The sequence below is a fragment of the Dermacoccus sp. PAMC28757 genome (assembly GCF_014302635.1).
GTDB lineage: Bacteria > Actinomycetota > Actinomycetes > Actinomycetales > Dermatophilaceae > Dermacoccus > Dermacoccus abyssi.
Genome location: NZ_CP060292.1, coordinates 1425169 through 1438540, shown reverse-complemented (window position 1 = coordinate 1438540; position 13372 = coordinate 1425169). Strand labels below are relative to the sequence as shown.

Genomic DNA, 13372 nt, shown 5'->3' with positions numbered 1-13372 from the left:
GCCCGATCCCGGGAGATCACATGCAGCACACGCATCGCCCCACCCAGGCCCCCACCGCGCGACCGCACACGCACGACGCCGCGTTCGCGCGCCCCAAGCACTGACCGCACCCATCGTCGGGCGGTCGTCGCCGCCCACCCCACCGGCGCCTCGCACGCCCCTTCGAGGAAGGCATCACCATGTCCGAGAACACCAACTCCACCACCCCCGGAGCCAGCCCGGCCGTCCAGGCCCTGCCCGAGAAGCCGAAGAGCAACGGCCCCAAGTACGCGGCCATCGGCGCAGGCGTCCTCGTCGTCGCGCTCGCCGCAGGCTTCGGCATCAAGGCCTTCACGGGTAGCGACGACGAGAAGCTGACGAAGATCACCGTCGGTACCACCGAAGCGTCCGACCCGTACTGGACCGAACTGGTCAAGGTCGGCAAGGAGAAGTACGGCCTCGACATCCAGCCGGTCAACTTCACCGACTACACGCAGGCCAACCCGGCGCTCTCCCAGGGCCAGGTCGACGTCAACCAGTTCCAGCACCTGCAGTTCCTCGCCGACTACAACGCCGCGAAGAACGACACCCTGACGCCGGTCGGCTCCACCTACATCGTGCCGCTGTCGCTGTACTCGAAGAAGCACACCACGGTGAACGAGTTCGCCGACGGCGGCAAGGTCGCCATCCCGAATGACGCGACGAACCAGGCACGCGCCCTCCTGCTCCTGCAGAGCGCCGGTCTGCTCACGCTCAAGGGCGGGGGCAACTCCCTGTCGACGCCCGCCGAGATCGACGCCGCGAAGTCGAAGGTCGGCGTCACGCCCGTCGACGCTGCCCAGACCGCAGCCGCCCTGCCCTCCGTCGAGGGCGCCGTGGTCAACAACAACTTCGCCGCCGACGCGAACCTCGACCCGAGCAAGGCGCTGTTCAAGGACGACCCCAAGGCGAAGTCCTCGGAGCCGTACATCAACGTCATCGTGGCCCGCAAGAAGGACGCCGACAACCCGACGTACGCGAAGTTCGTCCAGGCGTACCACGAGAAGTCGGTGCAGGACCTCATCTCCAAGCGCACCAAGGGAACCCAGTACGAGGTGAAGCGTTCCGTCGCGGACGTGCGCGGCATCCTCACCCGCATCGAGTCGCAGATCAAGGCCAAGAAGTGACCCCCACTCCCCCGGCCCGACCCGAGAACGCGCCGGCGGTCCGGCTGCGCGGCGTGAGCAAGACCTTCGTGCGCGGCAAGAAGAACGTCACCGCGCTGCAGGAGATCGACCTCGACGTCGCTACCGGCCGCGTCCTCGCCGTCATCGGGTTCTCCGGTGCAGGCAAGAGCACCCTCGTGCGGCTCATCAACGCGCTCGAGACCCCGACGACCGGCTCCGTCGAGATCGACGGCGTCGATCTGGCGGGTCTGGGAGCAAAGCAGATCCGAGCTCTGCGGGCCCGCATCGGCATGGTGTTCCAGCAGTTCAATCTCATCCGCTCGCGCACGGTGTACGCCAACGTCGCCTATCCGCTCGAGGTCGCCGGTTGGGACAAGGACAAGCAGGAGGCGCGAGTCACCGAACTGCTCCACTTCGTCGGTCTGACGGAGAAGGCCTGGGCCTATCCTGACGAGCTGTCCGGCGGCCAGAAGCAGCGCGTCGGCATCGCCCGCGCCCTCGCCACGAACCCGGAGATCCTGCTCGCCGACGAGTCGACCTCCGCCCTCGACCCCGACACGACGAAGGACGTCCTGGCCCTCCTGCGCCGCGTCAACGATGAGCTCGGCGTGACGATCGTCGTCATCACGCACGAGATGGACGTCGTGCGTGAACTGGCCGACGACGTCGTGGTCCTCGAACACGGCCGCCTCGTCGAGTCCGGGCCGACCGAGCAGGTGCTCGGCGCACCGACATCGTCAGCCACGCGGCGGCTCGTCGACGCGACGCTGCGCAACGTGCCCGACGCCCGCGAGATCGCGCGGCTGCGCGAGAGGGTGAGCGGACGCCTCGTCACGGCAACCGTCCACGACTCCGCTGGATTCGGAAGGGTTCTCGCCTCCACCGGCGCCCGCGGTGTCGAACCGGAGATCGTCCACGGTGGCCTCACGCCCCTCAAGGAAGCGAACCTCACGACGTTGACCCTGGCCCTGCGCGGTGACGACGTCACCGTCACGCAGGTGCTGACCGACCTCGCCCAGGTCGCCACCGTCCACGAACTCGAGGAGGCCACGGCATGAAGGTCATCACTGCGGACACGGACTGGAGCGCACTGCGCCCCGTGCTGTGGGAGTCGGTCGGGCAGACCCTCCTCATGGTCAGCGCCACCATCATCCTCGGCGGTCTGTTCGGGCTCGTGCTCGGCGTGCTGCTCAACACGACGCGCCGCGGCGGCATCATGGCCAACCCGACGGTTCACACGATCCTCAACGTGCTCGTCAATATCATCCGGCCGATCCCGTTCATCATCTTCGCGGCCGCGCTCGGTCCGCTGACGCTGAAGGTCACCGGCTCGACGATCGGTACCGCGTCGATGATCTTCCCGCTGACGCTCGCCGCAACGTTCGGCATCAGTCGCATCGTCGAACAGAACCTCGTGAGTGTCGACCCGGGCGTCATCGAGGCGGCTCAGGCGATGGGCGCGAGCCCGTGGCGGATCATCCGCACCGTTCTCATCCCCGAGGCGCTCGCGCCGCTCATCCTCGGGTACACCTTCGCGCTCGTCGCCGTCATCGACATGACCGCGGTCGTCGGCGCGATGGGCGGCGGCGGTCTCGGCAACTTCGCGCTGGCGTACGGCTACCAGCGCTACCAGTGGGCCGTGACGTGGGCAGCCGTCGTCATCATCATCGTGTTCGTGCAGATCGCGCAGTTCATCGGTAACGCACTGGCCCGCAAGGCTCTGCGTCACTGATCGACGCGCACGGCGAAACGCCCGAGCGGCCGGCAACCCTGGGGGTGCCGGCCGCTCGGGCGTTCAAAGGGTCAGTCCGTCAGCGGGTCGACGAAGCGGCCTGCTGCAACTGGGCGCGCAGATCCTGCGGCATGCCGTGACGCTTCTTGCCGTGGCCCTTGCCGTGACCGTGGCCGCGCCCCGAGTCGGACGCCGACTCCGTCAGCGCGTTCGCCGGGCCCGGCGCCGGCTGCGGCACCGGCTCGCACTTCACGTCCGAGTGCCCCTGCCCGCGAGTGCGCTGCGGCGTCTTGCCGGACAGCAGGTAGGTGGCGATCTTGTCGTCCGTGCACGCGATACCGCTCAGCGAACCCGAGTGCGTCGTGCCGCCGACGCCCTCGATGAGCGAGCTCTTCGGGAAGCGCTTACGCACCTCGAGCGCACCGCCGTACGGCGTCGCGCCGTCCTTCGTCTCCGAGATGAGCAGGATGGGCCCGACCTTCGAACCGTCGACGCGGGGCGCCTGGCGGTTGCTCGCCTTCACCGGCCAGCTCATGCACGGAAGGTTGAACATCGCATTGGCCCACGTCTCGAACGGCGCCTTCTTGGCGACGCGCGTGTTGTCGGCCTTCCACTTGTTCCACGACGTGGGCCAGGCAACATCCGAGCACTGCGTGCCGAGGTAGACCGCATACCCGTTGTCCGAACCCGGGCCGGAGCCGTTCGCCTCGTCGTAGAGGTCGGTGACCGGGCCGAAGTCGCCCTTGAACGCCGCGACGAGTGCCTCGGCGTCACCTTCCCAGCCGAACACGTAGTAACCGGCGTTGAGGAAGGCATCCGTCCACTCGTTCGGTCCGATCTTGCCGTCGGCCGGCGTTTTCGCGAGCTTGTCGAGCATCGCGTACCAGCGATTCTTGATCGCCTTGCCGCTCTTACCCAGGTGGTAGGTGGCGTCGTTCTTGGCGACCCAGTCGAAGAAGGTGTCCATGTTCGCGTCGAACGCGACGTCCTGGTTGAGGTTCGCGTCGTACCAGACGTCCTTGGGGTTGACGACGCCGTCGAGCACCATGCGGCGCGTTTGCTTGGGATACATCGTCGCGTAGACCTGGCCGAGGTAGGAGCCGTAGCTGAAACCGTAGAAGTTGATCTGCTTCTCACCGAGGGCCTTGCGGATCGCGTCCATGTCACGCACGTTGTCGACGGTCTTCATGTGCGGCAACAGACGTGCGCCGTCCGCCTTCGAGCAGGCCTTCGAGTAGCCCGCGGTCTTGTGTAGCCACTGACGTTCCGTGCCGGCCTTCGTCACGCGGTAGTCGGGGCGGTTGTAGCCGAAGTAGTTACCGTCGCACGCGAGGCTCGGGAGGCTGTCGCCGACGCCTCGCGGGTCGAATCCGATCCAGTCGTAAGGGTCGCCGCCTCCGTTCGGCACCCACTGACCCAGGCGTGCCAACGTCAGGCCGGAACCGCCGGGGCCACCCGGGTTGACGAGCATGATGCCCTGCTTCTTCGCGTCGGGCGTCTTGTGCTTGATACGGGACACGGCGAGCTTGATCTTCGCGCCCTTCGGCTTCGCGTAGTCGAGGGGAACCGTGACGTAGCCGCACTGGGCACCCGCCTTGACGAGACTCGGCGCCTTGCATGCTCCCCATGACACCGGCGGTGGCGTGTAGCTCGACGACGCGCCGGACGTCGGCGCCTTGGACGAGGCCTGCCGGGCGCTCGCACCTGCAGGTGCAAGGCCGATGCTGACGAGACCGAAGGGGCTCTTCACAGATGAGGGTGTAGTCGGCGCTGGCGCGTCGGTCCGGAGGTAGGTGTCGAGGTCTTCCGAAGATGGAGGTTCCTACACGCAGCCATCCGAAAGACCTCGACGTTGCCTGACGCTACCTTCACGTGCCCTGACCTGACCACCTTCACGCGCGTTGACGACCTTGGCCTGGAGATCACCGGGCAACTTCTCGAGCCGGATCGTGCGGTGCTGGCCTGCCGGGTCGTCGAACCGGACGACTGGTGCCGCCGGTGTGGCTGCCGAGGGGTATCCCGGGACACCGTGACCCGGGAGCTGGCGCACGAGCCGTTCGGGTGGCGCCCCACGACCTTGCTGGTCACCGTGCGCCGGTACCGGTGTGCCGAGTGCGCTCACGTGTGGCGTCAGGACACCACCGCCGCGGCCGAGCCGCGGGCGAAGATCTCCCGCGCCGGGCTGCGTTGGGGCCTGGTCGCGATCGTGGTCCAGCACCTGTCCATGGCCCGCGTCGCCGAAGGACTCGCGGTGTCGTGGAATACCGCCAACGACGCTGTTCTGGCCGAAGGTCAACGCCTGCTGATCGATAACCCGTCCCGCTTGGACGGCGTCCGCGTGGTCGGGGTCGACGAGCATGTCTGGCGGCACACGAGGAAGGGCGACAAGTACGTCACTGTGATCATCGACCTCACCCCGGTGCGCGACGGCACCGGCCCCTCCCGCCTGCTGGCGATGCTCGATGGCCGTTCGAAGAAGGCGTTCCAGGACTGGCTCGCCGAGCGGGACCAAGCCTGGCGGAGGGGTATCGAGGTCGTCGCGATGGATGGCTTCTTCGGGTTCAAGACCGCCACCACCGAAGAGCTGCCGGACGCCGTCTGCGTGATGGACCCCTTCCACGTGGTCCGCCTGGCCGGCGACGCCCTCGACGATTGCCGCCGCCGGGTCCAGCAAGAGCTCCACGGACACCGCGGACGCAAGGGCGACCCGCTCTACACCGCGCGGCGGACTCTGCACACCGGTGCCGACCTGGTCACCGGCCGCCAACACGAGCGCCTCGAGTCGCTCTTCGCCGACGAACGCCACATCCAGGTCGAGTGCACCTGGGGGATCTATCAGCGCATGATCTCCGCCTACCGTCACCACGACCGGAGCGTCGGCCGCGTCGAGATGAGCTCCGTGATCGACGCCCTCGCCGATGGTGTGCCCACGGCGTTGGTCGAGCTGCGCAAGCTGGGCCGCACCCTGGCCAGACGCGTCTGTGACGTCCTGGCCTACTTCGACCGGCCGCGCACCAGCAACGGACCCACCGAAGCCGTGAACGGACGCCTTGAGCACCTACGCGGGCTCGCCCTCGGCTTCCGCAACCTCACCCACTACATCGCCCGAGCACTCCTGGAAGCCGGGGGATTCAGACCCCAACTACACCCTCATCTGTGAAGAGCCACCGAAGGCTGCGGCTGCTGCGCTGAGAGACTTCTTCATGGTTCCCCTTGAATCCCTTTGCGCGACGCGTTCGTTCGCGCACTCACCCACTGATCTTGCCGCTCATAGGTCATCAATGGGTGAAAAGAGCTCAAGGAATTCTCATCCACCTCATAGCTCAGTCGAGAGGAGAGCAGGTTCCCTTCGCCGAGGAGGAGGGTCCACTCAGCCCTGCGGACGGACGAACGGGAACGCGAGCGTGGCGCGGATCGGAGCCCCGAGCAGCATCATGATCGTGCGGTCGACGCCGATGCCGAGGCCACCCGTGGGCGGCATCGCGTACTCGAGCGCGCCGAGGAACGACTCGTCGAGCGACATCGCCTCGACGTCACCGGCCGCCGCCTTGAGCGACTGCTCGGTGAGGCGACGACGCTGCTCGACCGGATCGACCAGCTCGGTGTACGCCGTACCGATCTCGGCGCCGAAGGCCACGAGGTCCCAGCGTTCCGAGAGGCGCGGATCGTCACGGTGCTCCCGCGTGAGCGGCGACGTCTCGACGGGAAAGTCGGTGTAGAACGTCGGGAAGGTCGTTCGTGCCTCGACGAGTTCGTCGTACAGCTCGACGACGAGTTCGCCGGCGCTCTTCTCCCGCGGAGCATCGATGCCGTGGGCTTCGCACACCGCAGCGACTTCCTCACCTGTCGACGCGGACGTGAGCGTCACGCCGCAGGCCTTCGACACCGCCTCGTGGACGGGCACGGCAGGCCACGGTCCAGAAAGATCGACACGCTCCACGCTGCCGTCCGACATCGGTCGCAGCGCGATCTCCTCACCGTGCACCGCGCGTGCCACTGCGAGCAGGACCTCGCGCGTCAGGTGACGCATCGTTGTGTAATCGCCGTACGCGTCGTAGGCCTCGAGCGAGGTGAACTCGGGGTTGTGCGTCGCGTCGGCGCCCTCGTTGCGGAAGTTTCGGTTCAGTTCGAAGACCTTCTGCATGCCACCGACCGCGAGGCGCTTGAGATAGAGCTCCGGCGCGATGCGCAGGAACAGATCCATGCCGTAGGCGTTGATGTGTGTCTTGAACGGCCGCGCGGACGCTCCGCCGTGCACGGCCTGGAGCATCGGGGTCTCCACCTCGGTGTAGCCCAGGTCGTCGAACGCGTCACGGAACGCGCGCACCCCACGTGAGCGTGCTTGCAGCATCTCCATGGAGTCGGCGTTGACGATGAGGTCGAGCGAGCGCTGACGCACGCGAGCGTCAGGGTCGCGGAAGCCGGAGTGCAGATCGGGTACCGGGCTGAGGCATTTGGCCGCCATCTGCCACGAGTCCACGAGAACCGACAACTCGCCGCGCTTCGAGGTCACCACCTCGCCGCTGACGCTAATGATGTCGCCGAGATCGATCCAGTGGCCCCAACGGCCGAAGGCAGGCTCCGGGGTGCCGTCCCGTGTGGCCATCGCCTGAAGGCGAACGCCGTTCTCCTCGAGCACGACGAAGCTCACCCCACCGAGGTCGCGCAGAGCGCGCACTCGGCCCGTGACGGAGACTCGCTCCCCCGTTGCGGCGTCGGGCGCCAGATCGGGGTGGCGCGCCACGACGTCGGCAACGGTCGTCGTCCGCGGAACGCGGGGCGGGTAGGCCTCCACGCCGGCTTCGGCCATCTGCGTCAGCTTCGCGCGCCGGACGCGCTGCTGCTCACTGCGCCGCGGCTCGGGAACGCGCGGGGTGAGGCTCTCGGCCTCGAGCGCCTGAACCCGCTCGACGAAGTCGGCCTCCGGGCGCGGCGGCTGGTGGTCGGCCGGCTTCGGCCCCACGAGCAGGCGCGGACCGAGAAGGGGCACGAAGCCCTCCGCCACGCCCATGGCCAGGGCGGCGCGCGGCACCGTCAGCTCGGGGTCGTAACAGAGATAACGCGGCACCCACTCGGGGCGGTACTTGTCGTTCGAGCGGTAGAGCGTCTCGAGCTGCCAGAAGCGAGACGCGAACGACAGCGCCTTGTCGCTCAGTCGTGTCACGGGACCGGCACCGACCTCATCGGCATCGGCGAAGACGTTGCGGAAAACCGCGAAGTTGAGCGAGATACGCCGGACGCCCAGCGCCGGCGCGGCTTCGACGAGGTGGGCGACCATGTACTCGTTGAGCCCGTTCTCTGCGGCCCGGTCACGGCGCATGACGTCGAGGGACAGTCCACGCGCACCCCACGGCACGAAGGACAGGAACCCGCGAACGGCCCCGCTCTCGTCGTGAGCCGTGATGACGACGCAGCGTCCGTCAGCGCGATCGCCGAGACGGTTGAGCGCCATGGAGAACCCACGCTCGGTCTCGTTGCCGCGCCAGGCGTCCGCCAGCCGCGAGATCTCATCGAGCTCCTGGCCGGACAGCTCTTCGTGCCGGCGCACGTGTGTCGAGTAACCGGCGCGTTCGACGCGGGTGACCGCCTGGCGCACGGGACGCATCGTGCGCCCCTGAAGGGTAAATGCGTCGACGTCGATGATTGCCTCATCGCCCAAGGACCACGCCTTGAGACCCGCGTCGACGTACGCCTGCGCGCCGTAAGCGCTCGCCGACAGGACGGCCGGGTAGAGCCCGTGCTCAGCACACTGCTCCAGCCAGCCTTCGATCGCGCCGTTCCAGGATTCGCGTCGCCCCACGGGGTCGGCCGATGCAACGCTGACGCTTCCCTCGTTGCGGAACGTCAGCGCGGCTCGCCCGTCTGGTGCGAAGAGCGCGGACTTGTCACGACGCGTGGCGAAGTAACCGAGCGAGTCGTCCTCGCCGTGTTCGAGAAGCAGAGCACGCAGACGCAATTCGTCGTCCGCGTCCGTCAGGCCACGCACACGCCCGGAGCGCCACAGCACGAGCACGGCGAACAACAACGCGAGCGTGGACAAGACGCTGCCGATACCGAAGACCCACTGATGACCGTGGTGGCCGGCGAATCCCGGAGTATCAGGAGGAGTCCGAACACCGAAAGCACTCCGGATTCCCCACACGACTCGTTGCCCCACGGTGTCGAGGCTGCGAGGGAAGAACAGCGTGAGTGCCACCGTCACGAGAACGGAGAAGGCCCACCCACTGAGCAGGGCGACGAGAGAGGCCCGCTTCGCGCCTTCGCTGAGACGAGTCTTGAACGCACGTCGAGAAGCCAAGACGAGGGCGAAGCTCGCAACCGAGATGGCCAGCGTGACGCTGGAGACGATCGGCGATGCCTGGAAGCGTGCCCAATCTCGATAGGCCCCGTGAACGTGGAGCCGATCGAGCATGAGAAGCGACTCTGTGCGGAAGAAGATCCGCATGACGGAGTCGAAGACGGCGAGGCCCATGATGAACACGAGCGCCGTGTGAGCGGCTCGGAAGCGACGTCGTACTCCACCGGAGAGCACGAGTGTCATGCAGACCACGAAGAGTGACGGCTCACTGGGGATGTCGAACCAGCCGAGAACGTCCATGACGACGTTGAGGAATGTGTTGCGGCGAACCAGGATCGCCACGAGGGACACGAGCGCGGCAACGAGAAGCAGCCGGCCGGCCCAGGTCGCAACCTCGTCCCGCCAACCCTCGTCGCGCCAACCGCGTCGGGATCTGACGCTGCTCTTGTCCCCCTGCTTCACAGCCACACGTGTGAGGGTAGCCGCCGCACAATGCAAGAAGCCTGAGACGGTCCCAGACGCGTCGCAGGAATTGTTTTGGGTATGCGAAAAAGGGGGTTCTCGAACCTGAACCGTTGTCGGTGTGGGCCGAGCCGTTGGGCTACAAGGCCGCCACACGCGTGACACGTTCAGATCGTTCGAGAACCCCCCTTCTCTTTTTGAAGGAGTCCGGCGGTGTCCTACTCTCCCACACCCTGGCGAGTGCAGTACCATCGGCGCTGAAGGGCTTAGCTTCCGGGTTCGGAATGTGACCGGGCGTTTCCCACTTCGCTATAACCACCGTAACACTATGAAACTAACCAACTCATCTGACTAGATGTGGTTGTTGTTTCAGAATTACACAGGGACGCGAGCACCAGAACAATTGGTGATGTTTTAAGTTGTCGGTTTATTAGTACCGGTCAGCTTCACTCATTACTGAGCTTCCACATCCGGCCTATCAACCCCATCGTCTCTAGGGAACCTCTCAACACCGTAGTGTCATGGAAACCTTATCTTGAAGCGTGCTTCCCGCTTAGATGCTTTCAGCGGTTATCACTTCCGAACGTAGCCAATCAGCCGTGCCCTTGGCAGAACAACTGACACACCAGAGGTTCGTCCATCCCGGTCCTCTCGTACTAGGGACAGGTCTTCTCAAGTTTCCTACGCGCACAGCGGATAGGGACCGAACTGTCTCACGACGTTCTAAACCCAGCTCGCGTACCGCTTTAATGGGCGAACAGCCCAACCCTTGGGACCTACTCCAGCCCCAGGATGCGACGAGCCGACATCGAGGTGCCAAACCATGCCGTCGATATGAGCTCTTGGGCAAGATCAGCCTGTTATCCCCGGGGTACCTTTTATCCGTTGAGCGACGGCGCTTCCACAAGCCACCGTCGGGTCACTAGTCCCCACTTTCGTGCCTGCTCGACATGTCTGTCTCACAGTCAAGCTCCCTTGTGCACTTACACTCAAAACCTGATTGCCAACCAGGCTGAGGGAACCTTTGGGCGCCTCCGTTACCCTTTGGGAGGCAACCGCCCCAGTTAAACTACCCATCAGGCACTGTCCCTGATCCGGATCACGGACCGAAGTTAGGAGCTCAATACGACCAGAGTGGTATTTCAACAATGACTCCACACCAGCTGGCGCCAATGCTTCACAGTCTCCCACCTATCCTACACAAGCCGTACCGAACACCAATACCAAACTGTAGTAAAGGTCCCGGGGTCTTTCCGTCCTGCTGCGCGTAACGAGCATCTTTACTCGTACTGCAATTTCGCCGAGTTCGTGGTTGAGACAGTGGAGAAGTCGTTACGCCATTCGTGCAGGTCGGAACTTACCCGACAAGGAATTTCGCTACCTTAGGATGGTTATAGTTACCACCGCCGTTTACTGGGGCTTAAATTCTCAGCTTCGCCACACAAAGTGACTAACCAGTCCTCTTAACCTTCCAGCACCGGGCAGGCGTCAGTCCGTATACATCGAATTACTTCTTCGCACGGACCTGTGTTTTTAGTAAACAGTCGCTTCTCCCTGGTCTCTGCGACCCTCACCCCTAGCACGCAAGTGCTTCAAGGCTTGGGCCCCCCTTCTCCCGAAGTTACGGGGGCATTTTGCCGAATTCCTTAACCACGATTCACTCGATCGCCTTAGTATTCTCTACCTAACCACCTGAGTCGGTTTGGGGTACGGGCGGCTCGAACCTCGCTAGAAGTTTTTCTCGACAGCATAGGATCACCCTACTTCCCACATACGTGGTCACCATCACATCTCAGCCAATACGACGTCCGGATTTGCCTAGACGTTCGGCCTACATGCTTGAACGGGGACAACCATCGCCCCGCGGAGGCTACCTTCCTGCGTCACTCCATCGCTTACCTACTACACGATCGGGTCCCACGCTCCCCATGAACAATGAGCCCGAAGGCTCGGCGTTCATGGTTCGGGTGGTTAGCATCCCGTGGTTCAGTATGGGCGGTTCTTCGCCGGTTCCGGAATATCAACCGGATGTCCATCGACTACGCCTGTCGGCCTCGCCTTAGGTCCCGACTTACCCAGGGCAGATTAGCTTGACCCTGGAACCCTTGGTTATTCGGCGGACGGGTTTCTCACCCGTCATTCGCTACTCATGCCTGCATTCTCACTCGTGTAGCATCCACGACTCGATCACTCGGCCGCTTCACTCGCCACACGACGCTCCCCTACCCAACAACACCCCCGTTAAGGGTATGTGTGTCATTGCCACAGCTTCGGTGATGTGCTTGAGCCCCGCTACATTGTCGGCGCAGAATCACTTGACCAGTGAGCTATTACGCACTCTTTAAAGGGTGGCTGCTTCTAAGCCAACCTCCTGGTTGTCACAGCAACTCCACATCCTTTCCCACTTAGCACACGCTTAGGGACCTTAGCTGATGATCTGGGCTGTTTCCCTCTCGACTACGAAGCTTATCCCCCGCAGTCTCACTGCCACGCTCTCACTTACCGGCATTCGGAGTTTGGTTGACGTCAGTAACCCGGTGGGGCCCATCAGCCATCCAGTAGCTCTACCTCCGGCAAGAAACACGCGACGCTGCACCTAAATGCATTTCGGGGAGAACCAGCTATCACGGAGTTTGATTGGCCTTTCACCCCTACCCACAGCTCATCCCCTCAGTTTTCAACCTAAGTGGGTTCGGTCCTCCACGCCGTCTTACCGGCGCTTCAACCTGGCCATGGGTAGATCACTCCGCTTCGGGTCTAGACCCAGCGACTCAAACGCCCTGTTCGGACTCGCTTTCGCTACGGCTACCCCACACGGGTTAACCTCGCCACTGAGCACTAACTCGCAGGCTCATTCTTCAAAAGGCACGCCGTCACCCCACACAGAGGCTCCGACGGATTGTAAGCACACGGTTTCAGGATCTATTTCACTCCCCTCCCGGGGTTCTTTTCACCTTTCCCTCACGGTACTAGTCCGCTATCGGTCACCAGGGAATATTTAGGCTTAGCAGGTGGTCCTGCCAGATTCACACGAGATTTCACGGGCCCCGTGCTACTTGGGAAACAGCACAACACAGCCAGCTATGTTTCGTCTACGGGAGTCGCACCCTCTACGCCCAGCCATTCAAAACTGTTCGACTACACAACTGGTTTCTTACTGCGCACCCTGCTGTCAGACAAGGTCAGCACTGTCCCACAACCCCACAACCGCAACCCCTGACAGGTCTCACACGATCATGGTTTAGCCTCATCCGCTTTCGCTCGCCACTACTCACGGAATCACTCTTGTTTTCTCTTCCTGTGGGTACTGAGATGTTTCAATTCCCCACGTTCCCTCCCAACACCCTATGTGTTCAGGTGCAGGTGACCAGACATGATTCTGGTCGGGTTTCCCCATTCGGAAATCCCCGGATCACAGCCTGTTTATCGACTCCCCGAGGCATATCGCAGATTACAACGTCCTTCATCGGTTCCTGGTGCCAAGGCATCCACCGTGTGCCCTTAAAAACTTAAAGATCACAGATACTAGATGCTCGCGTCCACTGTGTAATTCTCAAACAACACGCCACACACCAACCAACCCACCACAACCACACCCGCAGCAACCAATCCTGGTCCCTACAGATCCGATCGTTCGTGGCCGGGCTGTCAGTGCCAGCCAAACCCCAGAACACGCATGATGCATGTCCTGAGAACCCAACAACGCGCCAATCACACCCACCACCCCACCTCGGC

General features: G+C 63.8%; 6 protein-coding genes and 2 rRNA genes. 4 read left to right on the top strand and 4 right to left on the bottom strand.

From position 1 onward, the window contains the following. Positions 1-179 precede the first annotated feature (179 nt). The 3 genes from H7F30_RS06940 to H7F30_RS06930 are packed head-to-tail and all read left to right on the top strand — an operon-like array spanning position 180 to position 2877. Positions 180-1145, top strand: a complete 966-nt coding sequence (locus tag H7F30_RS06940) for a MetQ/NlpA family ABC transporter substrate-binding protein (protein ID WP_047311757.1) — start codon at positions 180-182, stop codon at positions 1143-1145. Then, positions 1142-2203 carry a methionine ABC transporter ATP-binding protein gene (locus H7F30_RS06935; RefSeq protein WP_187037600.1) on the top strand — a complete coding sequence of 354 codons (1062 nt, stop codon included), beginning with the start codon at positions 1142-1144 and terminating at the stop codon, positions 2201-2203. The genes H7F30_RS06940 and H7F30_RS06935 overlap by 4 nt, the downstream gene beginning before the upstream one ends. Continuing rightward, complete coding sequence (locus H7F30_RS06930; protein ID WP_187037598.1) at positions 2200-2877, top strand: methionine ABC transporter permease; 678 nt, start codon at positions 2200-2202, stop codon at positions 2875-2877. The genes H7F30_RS06935 and H7F30_RS06930 overlap by 4 nt, the downstream gene beginning before the upstream one ends. A gap of 79 nt (positions 2878-2956) precedes the next feature. Here H7F30_RS06930 and H7F30_RS06925 read toward each other — a convergent pair whose 3' ends face one another. Further along, a complete protein-coding gene (locus H7F30_RS06925; protein WP_222617865.1) occupies positions 2957-4627 on the bottom strand; it encodes an alpha/beta fold hydrolase in 1671 nt (556 codons plus the stop codon). Between the two features lie 102 nt (positions 4628-4729). Here H7F30_RS06925 and H7F30_RS06920 point away from each other — a divergent pair, with 102 nt between their 5' ends. After that, the gene (locus H7F30_RS06920; RefSeq protein WP_074045819.1) at positions 4730-6037 is read left to right on the top strand and encodes an ISL3 family transposase; all 1308 of its coding nucleotides are present in this window, start codon (positions 4730-4732) and stop codon (positions 6035-6037) included. Positions 6038-6247: 210 nt separating this feature from the next. Here the strand turns inward: H7F30_RS06920 and lysX are convergent, their stop codons facing one another. The 3 genes from lysX to H7F30_RS06905 all read right to left on the bottom strand — a co-directional run bounded on the left by lysX (position 6248) and on the right by H7F30_RS06905 (position 13152). Beyond that, entirely contained in the window at positions 6248-9643 is a 3396-nt protein-coding gene (gene lysX / locus H7F30_RS06915) for a bifunctional lysylphosphatidylglycerol synthetase/lysine--tRNA ligase LysX (RefSeq protein WP_255464986.1), read from the bottom strand. Between the two features lie 199 nt (positions 9644-9842). Continuing rightward, positions 9843-9960 (bottom strand): 5S ribosomal RNA (gene rrf, locus H7F30_RS06910). An 87-nt stretch (positions 9961-10047) separates the two neighbouring features. Next, positions 10048-13152, bottom strand: a 23S ribosomal RNA gene (locus H7F30_RS06905). Positions 13153-13372: the final 220 nt, after the last annotated feature.

Coding starts and splice junctions, on each gene's coding strand:
- H7F30_RS06940 (WP_047311757.1), top strand. CDS start 180: ATGTCCGAGAACACCAACTCCACCACCCCCGGAGCCAGCCCGGCCGTC.
- H7F30_RS06930 (WP_187037598.1), top strand. CDS start 2,200: ATGAAGGTCATCACTGCGGACACGGACTGGAGCGCACTGCGCCCCGTG.